This is a genomic window from Streptomyces mesophilus (assembly GCF_040300965.1).
Lineage (GTDB): Bacteria > Actinomycetota > Actinomycetes > Streptomycetales > Streptomycetaceae > Streptomyces > Streptomyces mesophilus_A.
The window spans coordinates 1-19,990 of sequence record NZ_JBEPEW010000015.1 but is presented as its reverse complement, the minus strand read 5'-3'; the positions used below and the strand labels follow the sequence as shown (position 1 = coordinate 19,990).

Annotated in this window: 26 protein-coding genes; 10 read left to right on the top strand and 16 right to left on the bottom strand. The window is 68.8% G+C overall.

The window, feature by feature from the left end; all coding sequences use genetic code 11:
* Nucleotides 1-109: 109 nt before the first annotated feature.
* Nucleotides 110-460 carry an ArsR/SmtB family transcription factor gene (locus ABT367_RS08355; RefSeq protein WP_307813520.1) on the top strand — a complete coding sequence of 117 codons (351 nt, stop codon included), beginning with the start codon at nucleotides 110-112 and terminating at the stop codon, nucleotides 458-460.
* Here ABT367_RS08355 and ABT367_RS08350 read toward each other — a convergent pair.
* A complete protein-coding gene (locus ABT367_RS08350; protein WP_352250860.1) occupies nucleotides 380-1,834 on the bottom strand; it encodes a nucleobase:cation symporter-2 family protein in 1,455 nt (484 codons plus the stop codon). The two genes, ABT367_RS08355 and ABT367_RS08350, sit on opposite strands and share 81 nt — an antisense overlap.
* Nucleotides 1,835-1,983: 149 nt before the next feature.
* Complete coding sequence (locus ABT367_RS08345) at nucleotides 1,984-3,381, bottom strand: FAD-dependent oxidoreductase (protein WP_352250858.1); 1,398 nt, start codon at nucleotides 3,379-3,381, stop codon at nucleotides 1,984-1,986.
* A gap of 286 nt (nucleotides 3,382-3,667) precedes the next feature.
* On the opposite strand from ABT367_RS08345, the gene ABT367_RS08340 reads away from it, so the two are divergent.
* Nucleotides 3,668-4,222, top strand: coding sequence for a DUF6214 family protein (locus tag ABT367_RS08340; RefSeq protein ID WP_352250856.1), 555 nt, complete (start codon nucleotides 3,668-3,670; stop codon nucleotides 4,220-4,222).
* 17 nt (nucleotides 4,223-4,239) lie between these two features.
* Here ABT367_RS08340 and ABT367_RS08335 read toward each other — a convergent pair whose 3' ends face one another.
* On the bottom strand, nucleotides 4,240-4,902 hold the full coding sequence (locus ABT367_RS08335; RefSeq protein ID WP_352250854.1) for a DUF305 domain-containing protein: 663 nt from the start codon (nucleotides 4,900-4,902) through the stop codon (nucleotides 4,240-4,242).
* 175 nt (nucleotides 4,903-5,077) lie between these two features.
* Between ABT367_RS08335 and ABT367_RS08330 the strand changes: the two genes are divergently transcribed.
* Nucleotides 5,078-6,592, top strand: coding sequence for a hypothetical protein (locus ABT367_RS08330; protein ID WP_352250852.1), 1,515 nt, complete (start codon nucleotides 5,078-5,080; stop codon nucleotides 6,590-6,592).
* Here ABT367_RS08330 and ABT367_RS08325 read toward each other — a convergent pair.
* Nucleotides 6,568-7,242 (bottom strand): TetR/AcrR family transcriptional regulator, encoded by a 675-nt coding sequence (locus ABT367_RS08325; protein WP_352250850.1) that lies wholly within the window; start codon nucleotides 7,240-7,242, stop codon nucleotides 6,568-6,570. The two genes, ABT367_RS08330 and ABT367_RS08325, sit on opposite strands and share 25 nt — an antisense overlap.
* Before the next feature lie 200 nt (nucleotides 7,243-7,442).
* Here ABT367_RS08325 and ABT367_RS08320 point away from each other — a divergent pair, with 200 nt between their 5' ends.
* Entirely contained in the window at nucleotides 7,443-8,063 is a 621-nt protein-coding gene (locus ABT367_RS08320) for a GNAT family N-acetyltransferase (protein ID WP_352250848.1), read from the top strand.
* Nucleotides 8,064-8,219: 156 nt separating this feature from the next.
* Here the strand turns inward: ABT367_RS08320 and ABT367_RS08315 are convergent, their stop codons facing one another.
* Complete coding sequence (locus tag ABT367_RS08315; RefSeq protein ID WP_352250846.1) at nucleotides 8,220-8,567, bottom strand: hypothetical protein; 348 nt, start codon at nucleotides 8,565-8,567, stop codon at nucleotides 8,220-8,222.
* Nucleotides 8,568-8,870: 303 nt separating this feature from the next.
* Here ABT367_RS08315 and ABT367_RS08310 point away from each other — a divergent pair, with 303 nt between their 5' ends.
* Entirely contained in the window at nucleotides 8,871-10,088 is a 1,218-nt protein-coding gene (locus ABT367_RS08310; protein WP_352250844.1) for a pentapeptide repeat-containing protein, read from the top strand.
* Between the two features lie 2 nt (nucleotides 10,089-10,090).
* A complete protein-coding gene (locus ABT367_RS08305) occupies nucleotides 10,091-10,513 on the top strand; it encodes an HIT family protein (protein WP_352250964.1) in 423 nt (140 codons plus the stop codon).
* Here the strand turns inward: ABT367_RS08305 and ABT367_RS08300 are convergent.
* Entirely contained in the window at nucleotides 10,470-10,640 is a 171-nt protein-coding gene (locus tag ABT367_RS08300; protein WP_352250842.1) for a hypothetical protein, read from the bottom strand. The genes ABT367_RS08305 and ABT367_RS08300 overlap by 44 nt on opposite strands.
* A gap of 156 nt (nucleotides 10,641-10,796) precedes the next feature.
* Here ABT367_RS08300 and ABT367_RS08295 point away from each other — a divergent pair, with 156 nt between their 5' ends.
* Entirely contained in the window at nucleotides 10,797-11,477 is a 681-nt protein-coding gene (locus tag ABT367_RS08295) for a DUF6082 family protein (RefSeq protein ID WP_352250840.1), read from the top strand.
* Between the two features lie 192 nt (nucleotides 11,478-11,669).
* Nucleotides 11,670-11,861: a DUF6479 family protein gene (locus ABT367_RS08290; RefSeq protein WP_352250838.1), complete on the top strand. Its 192-nt coding sequence runs from the start codon at nucleotides 11,670-11,672 to the stop codon at nucleotides 11,859-11,861.
* Here the strand turns inward: ABT367_RS08290 and ABT367_RS08285 are convergent.
* A complete protein-coding gene (locus tag ABT367_RS08285; RefSeq protein WP_352250836.1) occupies nucleotides 11,858-12,457 on the bottom strand; it encodes a TetR/AcrR family transcriptional regulator in 600 nt (199 codons plus the stop codon). The two genes, ABT367_RS08290 and ABT367_RS08285, sit on opposite strands and share 4 nt — an antisense overlap.
* Before the next feature lie 90 nt (nucleotides 12,458-12,547).
* Between ABT367_RS08285 and ABT367_RS08280 the strand changes: the two genes are divergently transcribed.
* Entirely contained in the window at nucleotides 12,548-13,096 is a 549-nt protein-coding gene (locus ABT367_RS08280; protein ID WP_352250834.1) for a GNAT family N-acetyltransferase, read from the top strand.
* Between the two features lies 1 nt (nucleotide 13,097).
* Here ABT367_RS08280 and ABT367_RS08275 read toward each other — a convergent pair whose 3' ends face one another.
* Entirely contained in the window at nucleotides 13,098-14,474 is a 1,377-nt protein-coding gene (locus ABT367_RS08275; protein ID WP_352250832.1) for a serine hydrolase, read from the bottom strand.
* The gene (locus ABT367_RS08270) at nucleotides 14,471-14,728 is read right to left on the bottom strand and encodes a hypothetical protein (RefSeq protein ID WP_352250830.1); all 258 of its coding nucleotides are present in this window, start codon (nucleotides 14,726-14,728) and stop codon (nucleotides 14,471-14,473) included. Before ABT367_RS08270 ends, ABT367_RS08275 begins: the two co-directional genes overlap by 4 nt.
* Before the next feature lie 185 nt (nucleotides 14,729-14,913).
* Here ABT367_RS08270 and ABT367_RS08265 point away from each other — a divergent pair, with 185 nt between their 5' ends.
* Nucleotides 14,914-15,846 (top strand): GbsR/MarR family transcriptional regulator, encoded by a 933-nt coding sequence (locus ABT367_RS08265; RefSeq protein WP_352250828.1) that lies wholly within the window; start codon nucleotides 14,914-14,916, stop codon nucleotides 15,844-15,846.
* On the opposite strand, the gene ABT367_RS08260 is transcribed toward ABT367_RS08265, so the two are convergent.
* The 7 genes from ABT367_RS08260 to ABT367_RS08230 form a co-directional block, all read right to left on the bottom strand.
* Entirely contained in the window at nucleotides 15,838-16,713 is an 876-nt protein-coding gene (locus ABT367_RS08260; protein WP_352250826.1) for an oxidoreductase, read from the bottom strand. The two genes, ABT367_RS08265 and ABT367_RS08260, sit on opposite strands and share 9 nt — an antisense overlap.
* 94 nt (nucleotides 16,714-16,807) lie before the next feature.
* Complete coding sequence (locus ABT367_RS08255) at nucleotides 16,808-17,077, bottom strand: hypothetical protein (protein WP_352250824.1); 270 nt, start codon at nucleotides 17,075-17,077, stop codon at nucleotides 16,808-16,810.
* A gap of 146 nt (nucleotides 17,078-17,223) precedes the next feature.
* Nucleotides 17,224-17,400 carry a hypothetical protein gene (locus ABT367_RS08250; RefSeq protein WP_199549451.1) on the bottom strand — a complete coding sequence of 59 codons (177 nt, stop codon included), beginning with the start codon at nucleotides 17,398-17,400 and terminating at the stop codon, nucleotides 17,224-17,226.
* Between the two features lie 284 nt (nucleotides 17,401-17,684).
* Nucleotides 17,685-17,858 carry a hypothetical protein gene (locus ABT367_RS08245; RefSeq protein WP_352250822.1) on the bottom strand — a complete coding sequence of 58 codons (174 nt, stop codon included), beginning with the start codon at nucleotides 17,856-17,858 and terminating at the stop codon, nucleotides 17,685-17,687.
* 125 nt (nucleotides 17,859-17,983) lie between these two features.
* Nucleotides 17,984-18,691, bottom strand: a complete 708-nt coding sequence (locus ABT367_RS08240; protein ID WP_352250820.1) for an HAD family hydrolase — start codon at nucleotides 18,689-18,691, stop codon at nucleotides 17,984-17,986.
* Nucleotides 18,688-19,377, bottom strand: coding sequence for a phosphatase PAP2 family protein (locus ABT367_RS08235; RefSeq protein WP_352250819.1), 690 nt, complete (start codon nucleotides 19,375-19,377; stop codon nucleotides 18,688-18,690). Before ABT367_RS08235 ends, ABT367_RS08240 begins: the two co-directional genes overlap by 4 nt.
* A gap of 33 nt (nucleotides 19,378-19,410) precedes the next feature.
* Nucleotides 19,411-19,990, bottom strand: a 580-nt coding sequence (locus ABT367_RS08230) for a M56 family metallopeptidase (protein WP_352250817.1), incomplete at its 5' end; no start/stop codon positions are given.

The following is a 19,990-nucleotide window of genomic DNA, read 5'->3' as shown; positions in this document are numbered from 1 at the left end:
CTCGTACGATACTCACCGTACTACGAGAGATGTCAAACTACGAGACCTCTCGTACAATGAACTTCACAGCGCCCGTCTCCATGCCGGGCGCACCGGATCAGGAGGCCCCGTGACCACCGCCACGAGCAGCCGAGAACTCGCCCACCCCGCGCGCGAGGAGATCCGTCTGGAGTCCGTGCTGCATGCCCTGTCCGATCCGATGCGTATGCAGGTCGTACGGGAACTGGCCGAGGCGGAGGGCGAGTTGTCGTGCTCGTACTTCGATCTGCCGGTCACCAAGTCGACGACCACGCACCACTTCCGGGTGCTGCGCGAGAGCGGAGTGATCCAGCAGGTCTACCGCGGAACCGCGAAGATGAACGGGCTGCGCCGTGACGATCTAGCCGCGCTCTTCCCCGGCCTTCTCGACAGTGTTCTCGACGCGGCCGCCCGGCAGGAGCGGCGGCTCGCCGACGGCTGAGCCCGCGTCCGACGCCCCGGCCGCACTCTCGGCCGGGGCGTCCTTGCTGCCCGGCAGATGGTTGAACAGCAGGTTCAGGGCGATGGCGGTCAGGCACCCCGCGCTGATCCCGCTGTGCATCACCGTCTGGAACCAGTCGGGGAACTCCTCGTAGATCTCCGGCACTCCGACCGGCAGCATGCCCACGGCCACCGACACCGCGACGATCGTCAGGTTGTGGTTGCCGCGGAAGTCCACGGTCGCGAGCGTGCGCAGACCGGTCGCGGCCACCGTTCCGAACATCACCAGGCCCGCGCCGCCGAGGACCGGAGCCGGGATCGCGGCGACGATCGCCCCGAGCTTCGGCAGCAGGCCGAGCAGCACGAGGATCACGCCCGAACAGGCCACGACCCAGCGGCTGCGCACCCGGGTCATCCCGACGAGGCCCACGTTCTGCGCGAACGCGGTGTACGGGAACGTATTGAAGACACCGCCGAGCACTGTGGACAGACCGTCGGCGCGCAGACCGTCCGCGAGATTGCGCGGACCGACCTGGCGGCCGGTCATCTCACCCACGGCGATCATGTCGCCGGTGGTCTCCGTCATGATGACCAGCGCGACCACGAGCATCGAGACCACGGCCGCGGCCTCGAAGGTCGGCGCACCGAAGTGGAACGGTGTGCTGATGCCGAGCCAGTCGGCCTTGCCCACCCCGTCGAAGTCCGTGAAGTCGAGGGGTATCGCCACCAGCGTGCCCACCAGGATGCCGACGAGCACCGCGATCCGGCTGAGGAAGGCGGGCCCGAAGCGCTGCACCGCCACGACGACCACGAGCACGAAGGCCGCGAGCCCGACGTTCTTCGGCGCCCCGAACTCCGGTGAACCCGCGCCCCCGGCGACCCAGCGGCCGGCCACCGGCAGCAGCGTCACACCGATGATCAGGATCACCGTGCCAGTGACCAGCGGCGGAAAGAACCTGAGCAGCCGCCCGAAGACCGGCGCGAGCAGCACCATCGCGAGACCGGAAATGATCACGGCCCCGTAGATGGCGGGCAGCCCACCGCCCTGCGTGCCGATCAGCACCATGGGTGACACCGCGGCGAACGTGCAGCCCTGCATGATCGGCAGCCGCACGCCGAACCGCCAGACACCGACGCACTGCAGCAGCGTCGCGATACCGCACACCAGCAGGTCCGCGGTGATCAGATACGCGAGGTCGGCAGGCGGCAGCTTCATCGCGCCGCCGACGATCAGCGGCACCGCCACCGCGCCCGCGTACATCGCGAGCACATGCTGCAGACCGAACGCGATCAGCTTGCCGGTGGGCGGCACCTGGTCGACGGGATGCTTCTCTGTCGCCGGAGCGGGGGAGCCGGCAGGGGGAGCAGAGGCCATCGGGCACTCCTGTACTGGGAGAGGGGACATGACTGTTCAGGCGCAGGGCGCAGTGGGGGATGCACGAGACCGTAGGCGGCCTGAACAGTTTGTTGATTACGCGGATGTTGCCGCGCTGTGTCGGCGATCGCCAGACCTCGGACGCGAGTTCAGGAAGTGGCCTGCGCGTTTCCCAGGGCGCGCTCCGCCCGGGCCGCCGCAAGCAGCGCATCCCACTCGCCGATCTTCACAGGCCCCCGCCCGAGCGAGGCCCCGAGCGCCGCCTCGGCCCGCTCGATCGCCTGCCATCCGGACCACTCCACGGGCCGCAGTCCGGCCGACCGCAGTCCCGTCAACGGGTCGCGCCGCTCGGGCAGTTGTACGGAGTCGTCCGCGCCCCTCGCGCGTACGAGACCGGGGGCGTCCTCGAGCAGCGAGGTCACCGTCTCCTTGGCGCAGGGCCGGTTGGTGCCGATCACCCCGGTCGGCCCCCGCTTGATCCATCCGGCGACGTACTCACCCTCGGACTGCTCGCCGTCCCGCAGCACCCGTCCCGCAGCATGCGGCACCGTGCCGTTGTGCTCGTCGAACGGCAGCCCGTCGAGCGGCACTCCGCGATAACCGACGGACCGCAGCACCAGCTGTGCCTCGATCTCCTCGTACGCCCCCGAACCCGTGACCCCGCCCTGCCCGTCCGGCAGGGTCCGCTCGAAACGCGCCGCGCGCACCGCGCCGCCTTCGCCGAGCAGTTCCACCGGGCGCAGGAAGAACCGCAGATGGATCCGCCGTCCGCGCCCCTGTGTCGGCCGTTCCGCGAAGGCGCGCAGTGCCTCGACGTTGCGCCGGTTCACCCCGGGCAGCCCCGAGGGGTCGGCGTAGTGCGGGTCGAGCGCCAACTCGGCCGGATCCACGACCACTTCCGCATCCGCGAGCGAGCCGAGCTCCCGCAGTTCCTTGGTGGTGAACTTCGCCTGCGAGGGACCGCGCCGGCCCACCATGTGCACCTCTCGCACCCGGCTGTCCGCCAGCGCGTCCAGTGCGGCACCCGGCATATCGGTCCCGGTCAGCTCGTCGGCGCCGCGGGCGAGGATCCGGCTGACGTCGACGGCGACATTGCCCACGCCGATCACCACGGCCGAACGGGCCGCACTCAGCGCGCCGTTCCATTGCGCGTCGGGATGGGCGCTGTACCAGGACACGAACTCGGTGGCCGACCAGCTCCCGCGCAGATCCTCACCCGGGACGCCCAGCTGACGGTCGGTCGCCGCACCCACGCAGTACACGACCGCGTCGTACAGCCGCAGCAGCTCCTGCGCCGCGATACCGCCCGGCCCCACTTCGACGGCGCCGAGGAAACGGACCCGTTCGTCCTGCAGCACCGTCCGCAGATTGTTCTGCAGCGACTTGATCTTCTCGTGGTCGGGCGCGACGCCGTAGCGGACCAGACCGTACGGGCACGGCAGCCGGTCGAGCACATCGACCCGTACCGGCACCCGGTCCTGCTGGACGAGCGACTGGGCGCAGTAGACCCCGCTCGGTCCCGATCCGACGACAGCGACATGAAGCACGATGAGGCTCCTCCCGCGGGGTGCCTTCAGCATCGCACTCCCGTACGGCGGAAGGGGAGATGCGCGCGTGCGGGGAGTGCGTCGGGGCGAACGCTCGCGTGCCGTCGATGACCATGAGTGATTATGCGGTTACGGTGTTGATGTGCTCTATGGATCATTTGATGCAGAATTTGAGCAGAATCGACCGAATGGCGATCAGTGGGGGAGCGCTGGATCGGAGAACGGCGACGCGGGGACCGGTGAGCCGGCGGGTGGCGGAGGAGACAGTGGCGAACCGGTCTGGCCGGTGTGGGAACTCCAGGGGCACGGCAGTGCGTCCACGGGGCGGCAGCTCGCCTCGTACGAGATGGGAGCCGGCTGGGAGGGCCAGGGTGCGGCCGGTTCGCTGCCTCCCTGGTTCAACGTCCGGGTGACCTTCGGTGACGGTTCGCACGTCGAAGTGCTCGCTGTGGCCGGTGAATCGGGCATCGCCATCGAGGACATGCGGGCCCAACCGCCGCTGCCGCTCGCGGGGTTCGCGACGCTGACGCAGTGGCTGGAAGGTCCGCTCGGCGCTGCCCGCCACGCCGTCGCCGAACGGCACGGCGTGGCCACGCCCACCCCTGAACCGCCCGCGAGGCCCGCGACGCCGCAGCCGCACCGCAGGGCCCAGCGGTCCGCGCATCGGGGAGGCGACATGATCCGCTTCGTCGCGGATGCGTACCGGGCAGCTCAGGCGGCGGGCCACGATCCGGTGCTGGCCGTGATGCACGCGACAGGGCGCAGCCGCCGCAAGTCCCTGCGACTGATCGCCGGTGCCCGCGACGCGGGCTATCTCGCGCCCCGGCACAACCGCCGCTGAGCGACGGTCCGGCAGCTCTACGGCAGCTCGCGCATCCGGTCGATCTCGGCGGTCTGCTGGGCCATCACATCGGCGGCCATCTCCTCGACCTGCACGTTGTTGCCGCCCGAGAGCACCTCTTCGGCCATGGTGACGGCCCCGCTGTGGTGCGTGATCATCAGCTTGAGGAAGAGCTCGTCGAAGGCCGCGCCCTTCGCCGCGCGCAGCGTCTTCAGCTGCGTCTCGCTCGCCATCCCGGGCATCGTGCCGTGATCGTGTCCGCCCGTGTCACGCGGGCCGCCGTTGTTCTTGACCCACGCCTCCATCGACTGGATCTCGGGGCCCTGGGCCGCGTGGATCCGGTCGGCGAGCTGCTTGATCTTCTCCGACTTCGCCCGGTCCGGGGCGAGTTCTGTCATGTCGAGCGCTTGCTTGTGATGCTCGATCATCATCTGCGCGTACGTGAAGTCCGCCGAGTTCGGGGTGTCGTCCTCGCCCCGCCTCTTGGCCTCCTCGGGCGATATCTCCTCCGCCTTCTCGCCCGGCTTGCCCGGAGCGATCACCGAAGCACCGTCCTGACCGGCGGACTTGGCCTTGTCCTCGTCACCGCCGGAGTCGCAGCCGGCGAGCACCAGCGCACCGGCGAGCGCCACCGCGGCGGCAAGTACCCGCCCGCGCGGGGATCTGTGACGAAGCAGCACGGCAACCTCCTGAAGCAACTGGATCGTTGGCGTCCGTCCTAGCACGAGTGCGATCGCCGAAGATCAAAAACTTCTATTACAAGTGCGTTGCCATCTGTTGAGATGTGCATGACGGGCACGATACTGCCGGTGTCCGTGAACCGTTCAACTATGAACGGCGACTTGGGAGGACAGTGTGACCCAACAGAACCGACCCCGTGCCCGGCACAGACGCCTCGGCGTCGCAGCCGCCGCCTTCGGACTCGTCGCCACGCTCCTGACCGCAGGTCAGGCCGGCGCGACTCCGGACCCGGGCGATGCCCCCGTATCGCCGAAGGGCGTCTCCAAGAGCGATGCCGCGGACACCCGTGCCGCGATATCCAACGGAGAGATCCCCGGTCAGGACGAGATCGTCCACTCCGACAACATCGAACACATCACCAACATCCCCAAGGACGTGCTGCCGGGTACCAACTCGGACCTCGCGTTCCAGGGGAAGTACGCCTTCGCCGGCAACTACGACGGCTTCCGGATCTTCGACATCTCGAACCCGAAGAAGCCGACGACGGTGGCCCAGGTTCTGTGCCCCGGCGGCCAGAACGACATCTCCGTCTCCGGCGATCTGCTCTTCCTGTCGACCGACTCCTCGCGCAGCGACGACTCGTGCGCCAGCACGTCGCAGCCCGCGACCGAGAAGTCGTCGTGGGAGGGCATGAAGATCTTCGACATCAGCGACAAGCGCAAGCCCGAGTACGTGGCCTCGGTCGAGACCGCGTGCGGCTCGCACACCCACACGCTGGTGCCGGAGCGCAAGAACGTCTACGTGTACGTGTCCTCGTACTCGCCGAGCGCGACGTTCCCGGACTGCCAGCCTCCGCACGACGGCATCTCGATCATCAAGGTGCCGCGCAAGGCGCCCGAGCAGGCCAAGGTCATCGACTTCCCCGTCCTGTTCCCCGGTTCGGGACCTGACGGTGGCGGTAACCCGGGTGCGCCCACCAACCCGGGTGTCTCCAAGACCACCGGCTGCCACGACATCACCGTGCTGCCCTCCGAGGACCTCGCGGCGGGTGCGTGCATGGGTGACGGTGTCCTCATCGACATCGAGGACCCGGAGCAGCCGAAGATCATCGACCAGGTCCAGGACAACGTGAACTTCGCGTTCTGGCACTCGGCGACCTTCAACCAGAAGGCCGACAAGGTCGTCTTCACCGACGAGCTCGGCGGCGGCTCCGGCGCGACGTGCAACGAGGCCATCGGCCCCAAGCGCGGCGCGAACGGCATCTACGACATCGTGGGCAAGGGCGATAAGCGCAAGCTCGTGTTCAAGTCGTACTTCAAGATCGACCGCCACCAGGCCGACACCGAGAACTGCGTGGCGCACAACGGCTCGCTGATCCCGGTCAAGGGCAAGGACCTGATGGTCCAGGCCTGGTACCAGGGCGGCGTCTCGGTCTGGGACTTCACCGACTCGAGCAAGCCGAAGGAGATCGGCTACTTCGAGCGCGGTCCGCTCACCACGGACAAGCTCCAGACCGCCGGTTCCTGGTCCGCGTACTACTACAACGGCTATGTCTACTCGAACGACATCGCCAAGGGCTTCGACGTCCTGAAGATCAACGACCGTCGTACCGACCCCGCGAAGCGGATTCGCCTGGACGAGCTCAACGTCCAGACGCAGCCCGACTACTTCGACCGCTGGGACGACTGAGTCACCCCGTGTGTTCCGCCGGGCGGGAGACCGCCCGGCGGAACGCCGGGCTCCCGACCGTCCGGCGGAATCCCGAGCTCCCACGAGAGCTCGTAGCGGTGGAACAGCTCCGCCCGCAGCCGCGCGATCGGCATCGGAGCCCCCGGGATGAGCAGCGCGAACACCGCACCCATCAACTGCGCCCGCAGCAGCGGGTAGTCACGGTCCACGTCGAGCGATCCATGTCGTACGCAGGTGTCGCGCAGCAGCTCGGCCAGGCGCTGCTGCTCGGGGCACTGCACGAAACCCTCGGCCTGCAGAATCCCGGCCATGTGCGTCCGCATCAGGAGCGGCCGGTCGATTGCCAGGCCCAGGATCGCGTCGATGGCCCGGGCCAGCAGCTCATCGCCGTCGCTCGCGCGGGGCTCGCGCTCCAGGGCCGCCTGCAGGGTCAGATGCATCAGACGGTGCACCGCCGACTGCAGCAGCTGACGCTTTCCGGGGAAGTAGTACGAGACGAGACCGCGCGCGCATCCCGCCCGGTCGGTGATGTCTCCGAGCGTCGTCGCCTCGAATCCGCGCTCGCCCACGAGGTCCACCGTCGCCTGCAGCAGCCGCTCACGGGAACGCCGGCGCAACTCCTCGTTGACCGATGCGCTGCGCGGGGACAATCGCAAACTCCTGTGTTGACTGGCTCGCAGCCAACTATACTCAGCGTGCACTGAACGGACCCCTCTGTTCCATGAAGGGGCAGTCCAGTGCTGCCGTCCGCCCGGGCGACGCGGGGGATCGTCCGGACGGGCGGCTTTCGTGTGTCTGACCTGCGGGTTTCCTGTGTCTCAGGTGCTGGGGTCCACAGAGGCGCGGGGCGGTGCTCGAAACCTACGTGCGGGCCGATCCGGGGCCACGGCAGGATGGGCGGGTGACGCGACCCCTTGACGTGCCTGACCTCGCCGCTGGTGGCGGATTCACGCTTCGGCCTTGGCGCCTTTCGGACCTTCCGCTGGTCCGAGAGGCGTCTGAAGACGACCACATCCCGTTGATCACGACGGTGCCGTCGCCCTATTCCGAGTCGGCAGGCATCGCGTTCATCGAACGGCAGTGGAGCCGGGCGACCACGAGGACTGGGTACACGTTCGTCATCGTGACTTCCGACGATCGGCCGGTCGGCCAGGTGGGGCTGTGGCTGAAGGACCTCGAAGAGGGCCGTGCGTCGCTGGGCTACTGGGTCGTCAAGTCGGCGCGTGGGCACGGTGCCGCCTTTGCTGCCGTCGACGCAGTGGTCGGCTGGGCCTTGCGTGATCTCCGGATTCCCCGGCTTCAACTGTGGGTGGAGCCGTGGAACACGGCCTCCGTGCGCACCGCGGAGCGTGCGGGGTTCCAACGTGAGGGGCTGCTGCGTGGGTGGCAACAGGTGGGGGACCAACGCCGGGACATGTTCATGTATGCCCGGTTGAACGACGAGCATGAGCGGTTGAACGACGAGCTGTGATGGCGTTGGCCCTGCTGTCGGGTCAGCTGGGCCAACGCACTGGCGGCCAGCCGGACTTGACCGGTGCTTCCGGCTCACGCGCCCGGAGGGGCTTTCCTCGTGACTCGTGGTCCGGCCGCCATCAGATCGGCGGGCAGCCTGGAGCGAACTCGGGTGCTACTTCCCGACGGTGACCTTGTCGCTGTCGAGGAAGGCGGTGTGAGTGGAGGCGACGGCGATCAGCAGGATCAGAATGAATCCCGCGAGGGCGCCAGGGTCTCCGATCGACACAATCACGCCGATGATGACGACTTCAGCGACGACGTACGCAACCGCGACCCAAGGCTTGATCACGTGCTTGATCGTGACGGCGACGAACGGCAGGGCGGCGAGGAATCCGAGACTGATCACCGGAACGAGAACCCAGACGGCACGCGCCACCGTCGTGCGGTACATATGCGGACGTCCGCCGGGGATTGGTGCGTTGAGGTGTGGGCTCGCTCCGTAGGGCGAATCAGCGGCCATGACGGCCCCCTCCGATGGTTCCAGGAAGGCCAGTGTCTGCCCGCTGGGTCCGGCGAGCGCCTGGCATGTACCCGATTGGGACAATCGGGGGCAGCATGCCCGGAATGAGCCACCCGGGCGCGAACTTGGGCCAGTCATCCAACCAGGCGGAGCCAGCAGCAAAGGCCGTGGCCTCAGTTCAGGCAGCCCAGATCCACTAGTCTCCGTCTACCTGCACCAGGTGGCACTCCTTGAGAATCCGCAGTGGCCGGCCGAACAGCGGTCGGACGCACCGGTCTTTTGATGGTGGGGGAGGTGTGCGGGATGAAGTGGCTGACGAAGCGCGGTATTGCTTGGGGGAGTGCAGCGCTTCTCGTCCTTGGCGCCCTGGGGCTGCTCCTCGTCGAGGGGCCCTGGTGGTTCGACCAGGACCGCCTCGACAAAGAGCTGCCCACCGCGGCCGGGGTGATCATCACCGGCTTCCGCACGATGGTCATCGCGCTCCTCGCGGGCGCCATCGCGGGTCTCGGCCTCTGGTACACGCATAAGAAGCACGAGCTCGACCGCGAACAACTCGCGCAGATGCAGAAGCAGTTCAAGCTCGCGCAGCAGCAGTTCGAGCACGCGCAGGAACAGTTCGCGGCGACCCAGGAGAAGGACCGCGACCAGGCCGAGTTGACTCGAGAGGGGCAGGTCACCGGCAGATATGTGGAGGCGAGCAAGCTCATCGCTTCCGACAGCCTGACCGAACGCCTCTGTGGGATCTACGCGTTCGAGCGGATCATGCATGACTCGGCACGAGATCACCAGACGGTTGTCGAGGTCCTGACGTCGTTCATTCGGCAGCGGACCGTGGCGGCCGAGAGTCGTGCCCCCGGAGTCGACGAAGGGGACGCAGCTCAGCGGGCAGTGTCCGCTGACGAGGATGTTCAGGCGGCATTCAATGTCATCGCCAGGCGGCCCGAACGACCTGAGGGGTTCAGGACCAACCTCAGGATCTCGTCCCTGAGGGGCGTGCACTTGGACGCGGCCAGTCTCCAGCGAGCGAACCTCAGTGGGGCTCAACTCCAGCGGGCCAGCCTCGTGCAGGCAAGTCTTCACCGCGCAGATCTCAGCGGTGCCGGGTTGCAGGATGCCAACTTGCAGGACGCGTCGCTGCAGAACGCGGATCTGAGCGCGGCGCGCATGGAGGGGGCGAACCTGCAAGGCGCACAAATGCACTCTGCGTACTTGGTGGACGCTCAGCTGCAACGAGCCAAGCTACGCGACGCTCATCTGCATGGGGCCACACTGGACGGCGCGAATCTTGCGTCCGCCGACCTGGCGGGAGCGTCCTTGCACGGCGCGAGCCTGCTCCGCGCAAGTCTGGAAGGAGCCTCCCTGGTCGACGCCGAACTTCACGATGCTGATCTGTCCGGCGCGCTCGGACTGACTGCGGACCAGGTATTGGAAGCGACGCTCCACTCGAGTACGCGCCTTCCGGATGAGATCGCGAACGATGAGCGCGTCAAGCGGCATATGCCCGACGACGACGTGTGGTGACCATGATGACGTGTGGTGACCATCAGGCGCGGCCCATGTCCGACCCCTGTCCGTTCTGCGAGATCGTCGCAGGGCGGGCGTCCGCGCAGATGGTCGCCGAGTGGGAGGACGCCGTGGCCTTTCGGCCGCTGAACGCCGTCACCCGGGACCACACACTCGTCGTTCCCCGTATGCACGTGCCGGATTTCGCGTCCGACCCGGAGGTCTCCGCCGTGACCATGCGCCGGGCCGCCGAGCTCATGCGGGGAACATCGCGCCCCATCAACCTGATCACCAGTCGGGGTGCCGCCGCCACACAGTCCGTCTTCCATCTGCACCTGCACCTCGTGCCGCGTACCGAAGGCGATGGCCTCGCGCTTCCGTGGCGCGACCCGGTGCGGGTCAGAGGTTGGAGAGGGCCAGCCAAGCCCCTGCGCCCAGCGTGACCAACTGGCCGCCGAAGTAGAGCAGTAGGCGGACTCCGGTCGGCTTCACGCCGAACAGGATCCCTGCGATGAGCCGCACCAGCGGCGTGCCCAAGACGATGATCAAGATGCCGATCAGGAAACCCATGGTTCCCACCCCCTGTCGGTTGCTCCCCAGCAACCTCGGCGCATCGTAGGCGATGCACCACTTGCCCCGCACCGCCCGCTGTCATCACGGCTCGGATTCGGCCGAGAGCGCGAGGGGTGAGGGTCGGCGGCCTTGAGCGCAGGTGGCCCGCGCCGCATGCTGTTCGCCCCATCGGCGGAGCTTGGAGGCGCAATGGAATGGCGTTCCCTGAGGCGGCGAGAGGTCGCCTGGGCTGGTGCAACAGCCGCTGTACTGGCCGTGATTGTCACGACACCCTTCCTGCTGGACGCCGTCGCTCCCGATGGGCTCGACTGGGGCAGGCTGAGCGACGTGAGCCAGACCTATGGGGCCGTCTCCGTATTTCTCTCGGCGGCGGCTCTTCTCGGCGTCATCGCCTCGCTCGCGTACCAGGCCAGGCAGACGCGGATCGCGCACGAGGAGACGCAGCGGTCCACCCACCGGGAACTGATCCTGCAGTCCATCAACGACCCTGATCTCATGCCCTGTTGGGAGCCGCCCGTCGGGCGTCCGGTGACGAGGGTTCAGTCGCGCCAGATCCTGTTCGTCAACCTGATCGTGAACAGCTGGCGGACCGACTTTCGCCTCCGGCGCACCGGCGACGCGGCGATGACGTTGATTCTCGACGGCCACTTTCGCGGCGAGATCGGCCGACTCCACTGGCAACGCAACGCTGCCGGATGGCGTGCGGAAGCAGTTGCCGAGGGGGACCGCCGAAGCCGGCGGTTCGTCGAGCTGGCCGATGAGGCGTATGCGCGGGCCGTCTCGGCTGGACCTCCCATGGCTACGGCCGACTACTACCTGCCGGCCGCTCCGTAGCCCACTGAGGTGACAGGCCGCTCCGTAGCCCACTGAGGAGACAGGCCGCTCCGCAGCGCACTGACATGATCCAGCTTTGCGCTGGTCAGGGGCCGTATGAGCCGCGGGCGCCGAGCGGCTCGGTGTGCGGCGGCAGGGTGGTGGGACGAGACTGGGGAGAGGAATCTCCATGGGAACCGGGAGGTTTTGTCCATGCTCCTCGCCGCAAGTTCAACGTCCTGGTTGATGACCCTCATCGGTGTGGTCGTCGTCGTCGTCCTGCTGCTGGCCTTCTGGTACGGGCGACGCCTCGCCGCCAGACGGGCCGCCCCGCCACCCCAGCCGCAGCCGCGTGAGGACTCCTGGGAGACGCCGGACGACCAGGAACCTCCCAAGCCGCATTAAGCCTGGGCGGTGCTCCCGCCGAGGCGGGACAAGTAGGCGCCCAGCAGCTCCACTTGACGATCCCGCGGGTATGCCGCCGGGTCGAAAAGGGCCTGGACGACCAGGCCGAGGACGAAGGCCTGCGCCGCTGAGGCGATCTGCGCGGGATCGCCGGGAGGCAGCTCACCGAGCTCCTGCGCCGCGAGCACGCGCTCGCGCAGCCTGTCGCGGCTGGCCGCGTACTTGCGGGCGTAGTCCGCACTGAGCTCCGGATCGGACAGCGCCGCGTCCCAGGACGAGACCCAGATCCGGTTGCTGTCGGTGGCCTCGGGTGTCAGGGGCAGGATGTCCAGGAGCGCGTCCCTGACCGAGGAGAGCCCCGGCTCCGACGTGCGCCGAGGGCGGGCGATGGTGCGCTCCTCGAGCAGGTTCAGGGCGTAGGCGATCAGCGCGCGCTTGGTCGGAAAGTAGTGCGTGAGCAACCCGGTGGTCGCGCCCAGCTCGGCGGCCACGGCGCGCAGGGTCAGCCCGGCGAAACCTCGCGTCGCCATGACCTGCCAGACCGCCGCGGAGACGTCGCGGCGGCGGGCTTCGTGATCTCCCTTGGTACGTGGCATGGGGCCACGCTACATTGACGTAACAAGTGTTATGTGAATGAGTGGGCAACCGAGGGCGCACCGAGGTGCGCGCCGACCTGGGGAGGTTCGATGTTCTCGCTGTCGTTGCGCGACGGCGCCCGGCTCGCGCCGCTGGAGATCTGGCATGTGGAGGAGTTCGCCGCGCACATGGCCCGGGCTCGCGAGCACATCCGCCCGTGGGTGGGGGCGTCATTCGTCACGGACGATCTCGACGGTGCTCGTGCCACGCTCGCGCGGTACGCGGAGCGTCAGGCCGCCGACGGGGCCCGTCTGTACGGGATCTGGCTGGGCGACGCACTGGTGGGCGGCGTGATGTTCACCGACTTCAGCGCGGCCGCCGGCTCCTGCGAGATCGGCTGCTGGCTGGAGCCGGCGGCCGAAGGGCACGGCCTGGTGACGCCGGCCTGCGAGGCCCTCCTTGACTGGGCGTTCACGACCCGGGGTCTGCACCGGGCCGAGTGGCACTGCCGCGCCGACAACGAGCGCAGCGCCGCGGTGGCCAAGCGCCTCGGAATGACCCTGGAGGGCGTACGCCGGCAGGCGTGGCCGTACCAGGGGTTCCGCTACGACAAGCAGGTCTGGGCGGTCCTTGCCCAGGAACGGGCTGCTGCCGCCTGAGTCACACCACCCGTGGATGCACGCGGCAATTGGTGTGGAGATAGCGGGCGTTACCGTCCGTGAAGTCGTAGAGGGCGACCGTCTGGGTGTCCTCGAGGGGGTTCGCCGGCGGCATGAGGAAGTGGGTCTCGCTGACCGGCTGCAGTTGGTAGCGCAGGTGCTCCGGTTTACCGAGAAAGTCCGCATGCATCGGGTCGAGGGCCAGGGTGAGCCAGAGCTTTCCGCCTTCGGCCGTCACCTCGAAGCGTGTGCCGGGGCGTTCGTAGACCCCTTCGTACCTCGACAGATCGAGGGCGAGCGTGGGATCAGGCGCCGGCAGCTCAGGGACGGTGGGCAAGCCGAGTCCGGTCAGGATCTCGTCGAACACCTCGCGGCAGAAGGCGTCCCGCGGACCGCCGTTGGTCAGCAGCACGATCGCCGTGTCGGCGTCCGGCAGCAGGCGCAGTCGGGCGTTCTGGCCGATCGTGCTGCCGTCGGTCGCGTAGACGGTCTCCCCGTGCCAGTCGCAGACGATCAGACCGAGCGCCCACTCGGGCCCGTACATGTAGGGATCGGGTACGGGCACCCTTGAGCTCAACGTCTCCCGGACGCTGTCGGCCGACGCCATCCGCCGCCCGTTGGGCGCCACGCCCTCATGGAGCAGGACATGCGCCAGGGCGAGCACGTCCCGTGCCGTCGTGGAGACGTTGCCGCCGGGGCCGAACGCGCGGGGCAGATACGCGACCGGAGTGACGACGGGTCCTTCCTCCAGGGAACGGAGCAGATGCCCGGTCGCGGCACGGGACGCGTCCACCTGCTCGTGCCAACTGCTCGTGCCGGTCAGGCCCATGGGTGCGAAGAGGCGATCCCGCATCACCTCGTCCCATGGCTTCGCGTCCTGCACTTCCAGGATCCGCGCGAGGATCGCGTAGCCGAGGGCGGCGCTGTAGCCGTGGGTGCTGCCGAGGGGGAAGACCTGGGGTGCGTCGGCGATGGCCGCGATCATGCGCTCGTAGACGTCGGGATCCTCGCCGGGATCGCCGTACGCCTCCTCGATACCCCCGGTGTGGAACAGCAGGTGCCGTGGGGTCACTTCGGCGGCGGCCTCGGGATCGGCCACCTTGAAACCGGGCAGGTAGGTCCGCACCGGTACGTCGAGGTCGACCTTGCCCTCGTCGACCAGCTGCATCACGGCCAGTGCGGTCCACGTCTTGGTCATGGAGCCGCACTGATAGACGGTGTCCGTCGCGACGGGCTCCTGTGTCTCGACATTCCGCACACCGACGGCCAGCTCGGTCATCCGCCCCGCGTGCAGCACTCCGACCGCGGCGCTCGGAACTCCGTACTGTGCGAGGAGGCCGGTGATGCGGGCCCGCAGGCGCGCGGTGTCCAGGGTCATCGGGCGAGGCCTATCGCGTTGGCGGCGTCCGCCTCGAAGTACTCCGTCGTGGCGTGGTCGCCGGCGTGGGCCTCGAAGAACTCCCTGAGCCCGTCGACGGATGCGTACGTGATGACGTTCACCGCCTTGACCCCGTCGCGGTCCGCCACGGCGAGCTTCCACTGCGAGCCCTTGGGCAGCTTGGCGTGCGCCCGCTTCAGAGCGCTCCAGAACTTGCGGTCGTCCGACACGGTCGACACGGCCATCACATACATCGCGGTTCCCTTCGCTTTCCTTTCCAGATGGGGAAAGCTACGTTGCGTTTCGCCGATCCTCAAAGGACTATGCGGAAAAACCCTGAGATCAGAGCGAATCATTGCAACAGAGATGCGAGTGAATGCAACACTGGTGACGAGTCGTTGCAATGTACTGTGGTGAAAGCAAAGCAGGAGGTGGCCCGGTGCCCGGTGGCAGGCTGACGGACGAGGACCGCCGGCAGATCGCGGACTGGCTGGCCGAGGGCCTCGCCTACGCCGAGATCGCACGGCGCCTGGGCCGGCCGACGTCGACGGTCAGCCGTGAGGTGGCCCGCAATGGTGCGCCGAGCGGCGCCTATCTCGCCGACCACGCGCGGGAGTCCGCCGGGCAGCGCGCCCGGCGTCGCCGGCCGGCCGGACCCGCCGAGCCGGTGGCCGACGGTCAACAGGCCGATGAAGTACGGGCATTCGTCGACGAGTTCGCGGCCCTGCTCGCCGCGACAGGGATGCCGCGGATGACCGCCCGGGTGTTCGTCTGCCTGCTCACCGCCGGCGCCGACGGCCTCACCTCGGCGGAGCTGGTGCGGCAGCTGCACGTCAGCCCGGCGTCGGTGTCCAAGTCCGTCAGCTCCCTCGAAGCCATGGAACTGGTCGCGCGCACGGCCGATCGCACCTCGCGTCGTAAGCGGTACCTCGTCGATGACGAGGTCTGGCTGAGCGCCTGGCAGGCCGACACCGATGCGCACGGCCGGATCGCGACCGCCGCGCGGCGCGGCATCGAGATCTTCGGATCAGGCACACCCGCCGGCGACCGGTTCGACAGGATGGGCCGGTTCTTCGCCCGGCTGAGCGAGCACATGAGCGGCAGCGGCCTGGCCGAGCCCGTCGTGTACGACGCCCTGACGGTGGTCGCCGCTCTGGTGCACGCGGGCCGGCCCCTTGCGCGGGACGCGCTGCTCGCCGCGCTGGACTGGCCGCGTGAGCGGGTCGCCGCAGCGCTCCACGCGATCGAGCATGAACCGGCGATCGCCGATCCGCTCGCCCTGCGCACTCTCCCGACCGGTGATCACTGCCTGGTGCCCAGGGCGGATCGCTTGAACGCGGCGCAGCGTGCGGCTCTCGAACAGTCAGGCTGACGGAGACCTGTACCGCACCGCGGTCGCCCGCTCCGAAAGCTCCCACAGGCGCGCAGCCACCTCCGCGTCCCGGGAACGCCCGCTCGTACCCACCGCCTCCGGATAGCCGTTGCGCTGGAACAGACCGTCCGGCCCGATGCAGCTGCCTCCTTCGACACCCGGCGCCGTCGCCGCGTACAGCAGAGGCAGCGCTCCCATGGCCGGGGTCTGGGCGCGGCCGCCGGCCAGGATCTTGCCCTGGAATGAGGTGTCGACGCGCTGGCCCTCGGTCGCCGCGACACCGGGGTGGGCCGCCACCGACAGGGGGCCGTCGGCGGGCAGACGGCGCTGGAGTTCGTACGCGAAGAGCAGGTTGGCCAGTTTGGACTGGGCGTAGGCGAGCCAGCGCCGGTAGCGGCGATGCTCGTAGTGGAGATCGTCGAGGTGGACGCGGCCGAGCCGGTGCAGACCGCTGGAGACGGTGACGATCCGGCCGCGTACGCGGTCGAGGAGCAGACCGGTGAGGGCGAAGTGCCCCAAGTGGTTGGTGCCGATGTGCTGTTCGAAGCCGTCCGCCGTCACGGAGTACGGGACCGCCATGACGCCGGCGTTGTTGATGAGCACGTCCACGGGATGTGCCAAGGTCTCGGCGAAGGTGCGCACCGACTTCAGGTCCGCCAGGTCGAGACGGCGGACCTCGGGCGCCGGACCGTCCACGGACGCCGCCACCGCCCGGCCCTTGTCCTCGTCCCTGCAGGTGAGGACCACTTCCGCGCCGGCCGCGCACAGCGCGCGGACCACCTCGGCGCCCAGGCCGCTGCTGCCTCCGGTGACGAGGAAGGTACGGCCGGTTTGGGAGGGTATGTTGGTGGGCGTCCATCGAGTCATGGCGTAGCTCCCGTCGCTACGGTGCCGGTCGCGCCGAGTCCTGACCCGCGGCGGCCGGGCTCCCGCCCAGTCTTGTCCCGTGGCGCCCGGGCGGCTACCGGCCGCGCGAGCCCGCTTGTACGGGACCGTGGCCGGAGCTCACGGAGCTGCGGCCGAAGCGGCGACGGGCCATGCGGACCATCAGCCACGCCGAGAGCACCCCCGGCAGACAGTGCACCGCGAGTACGCCGATCAGACTCGGTCCGCCCCAGTCCGCGGCGTATGTGGAGGGGTCGCCGAAGTCGATCACGAACGGTTCGGCGAGGGCGCGGACGATCAGATAGGTGCCGACGATCAGGCCCGGAGTGAGGGCGATCCTGCGCATGGGGACTCCTGGTCTAGCGGCGCCTCCGATTGCGCCGACACTTCGACGTTAGAGTCCGTGGATCTTGCGGAACACCCGGTTGACCAGGAACTTCTCCTGGGGGAAAACCCCCAGGGCAGGTGCGTGACGCCGCCTTGAGCGCCCCGTCAGACCGCTTCGAGCACCCCGTCGCGTACCGCCTCGGACCACTCGACGACCAGCCCGGCGTACTCCTTGCGCTGCTCCTCGCTCAGGCGCCCGCCGGAGCACAGCATCAGCCGCCGTATCTGCTCATTGAGCTCTTCGGCGGACCGAGTGGGGCGCGGACGTGGAGTGGAGGACATGTGAACGAGCTTAGGGGCCGGGTATGACAACGCGCTGAGAAAACTCTGTGATTTCCACCTGTACGAGAGCTGTAGAACCGGCTCTGACCTGCACAGTCGAGGTGTACGAGGCGCGCAGGGGCGGGTGTTGTGATGTTCGCCTCGCCGCCCCGGGTAAACGTCGGACCTCCGTACGCCGTCTCCATGACGCCTCCACGCAGCGGAGCGGAGTCCACCTCTGCCGGGGCGGGAGTTCTTTGCCAGGGCGGGAGTTCGCCCGGATCAGGGGCGGGAGTTCGCCCGGATCAGACCGTTTCGGTCACATCGGCCTGGACGGCGGCCGCCCAAGCGGTTACCAACCGCTCGTACTCCGCACGCTGTTGCTCGTCCAGGCGTCCGCCCGCACGCGTCCACAACGCGCGGATCTGCTCGTTGAGTTCAGCAGACCGCACGGAACCAGTGGCGGTTTCGGGGGGCATGCCCACCACCTTAGGGCCTCGCGCGGCGGGCGCCGTTGGCCCAGAGGCCCAGCAGGGCGCGAGCGGCGGCCGGGACCAAAGAGCCTCGCGGGTTTCAGTCCGTCCAGGCCGTCGGCCGGATCGGGTCAGCCCGCCCGGCCGTCGACCAGATCGAGTACGGGCAGCAGCTGACCGGATCGCTCGTGCGCGGGCAGATGGTCCACGAAGTGCACCGCGCAGCCGAGTTGGGCGGCACCGCCGTCCGCACGGCGGTCGTCACCGACCATCAAGGTGTCCTCGGGCGCCACGGCGAGCTGCTCCAAGGCGATCGCGAACAGGCGCGGGTCGGGCTTTTGGATGCCGTGCTCGTACGACAGGACGTAGGTGTCGATGTACGGATCGAGGCCGTGCTCGCGGAACACCGGCCGCAGGTCCCAGCCGATGTTGCTCACCACGCCGACCCGTACACCGCGCTCGCGCAGCCCTTGCAGGACCCGCGTGGTGTCCGGGTAGGGACCCCAGGCAGGCGGTGTCCTGTGCCGGTCGTAGAGCGCGCCGTGCAGTGCGGGGGAGGGGAGTTCCACGACACCCGAGAGGCCCGTGTACGCGGCCCGGTGATTCTCCGCGCTCTTGTCGCGCACCGCCCAGATGTCCCGCAGATGGTCCGGCACGCGCGGGGTGGGGGTGCCGCCGGGCAGCGCGCCGATGTGGTCCAACTGGTCCGCGTACCGCCGGAATTCGGCCTCGGGGAGCTCCAAACCGGCCTCGTCCAGGCAGGCCCGCAGCCACGAGTCGGTGGCCTCGATCCGCAGCAGGGTCCCGGAGAAGTCGAAGAGCACACCCTTGATCGTCATACGGACGATCCTCGGTCGCCGGCGACGGCGGGGTCAACCCGGGCTTCCATGCGCTGATGCACGCATACGGCGACGGCGACGGTCAGCATGCCGAACAGCCAGCCGCCCAGGACGTCCGTCGGCCAGTGCACGCCCAGCCAGATCCGCGTCAGACCGACCCCGATCACCGATACCGCCGAGAGCGCGACGGCCGCGATCCACAGAGCACCTCTGACCCCGTACCGCCGCAGCAGCCACAGCAGCAGTCCGCACGCGACCGTCGCCGTCATGGCATGACCGGAGGGGAACGCCGCGTAGTGCGCACTGTCCAGGGGCTGCTGCCACTGGGGCCGGTCCTTGTCGACCAGTGACTTCAGGGCCTGCTGCGCGAGCGTCCCCACCGTGCAGGTGACCGCGAGCAGCACCGCGAAGTGCCGCGCGCCGCGCACCCACAGTCCCACCACGACGACGGCGCACAGCGCCCGCATCGTCCAGGGGTCCCAGACCCAGTCGGACAGCACGCGGTTGACCTGCGTCACGCCGTCGAAGGAATGCGCCCACCGGTGAAGGGTGCGTGCGATCCCCGTGTCGAAGGAACGCAGAGGCGGCCAGGCGAACACGACGAGCACGAGCAGGACGGCCGCGAGCGCGCCGAAGAGGCCCGCGAGTGCGGCGGGCCTGCTGGGGCGAGTGTGAAGACGTGACATGGGCCGATCTTTGCCCGAGTACCCCGCTGCGGGCTAGCCCAGCGCGCTGAGTCCCGGTACGAACGCCACCAGCAGCGGAATCACGGGCACCAGCGCTCCCGCCGCGGTCAGCCGCAGCCGGCGGCCCGCGGTGAGCCGGGGCTTGGCCGACAGGAGCCGGTTCACGCGCTGCGGGACCTGGGCGTGCGCGGTGGGGCACGGGCCGAACACGCCACGGTGCTCGTTGAGTTCGACGAGGGCGAGGGCGATGGTCAGCCGGCCGAAGCGTCGGGAGGCCACGTCGTCGGCGGCCAGTTCCACGAGGCGGTGCATCTCGTCCTGGAACGCCGCGAACACCGGCACCTGCGGAAAACCGTTCGCCAGCGCGGACGAACAGTGCAGCAGCCAGTCGTGCCGCGCCGCGGCATGCCCCTGCTCATGAGCGAGTACGGCATCGAGCTGGCGGCCCTTGAGACGGCGCAACGCGGCGGTGGTGATGGCCAGTTGGGGTGCTGTGCCCGGCAGCCACCATGCGTCGGGACGCTCGCCCTCGATCACCACGAGCCGGTCGGCGCCCGGCTCCTCGCCGGGCAGCAGAGGGGCGCGCGAGCGCAGTTCGTCACGGGCGGTGCGG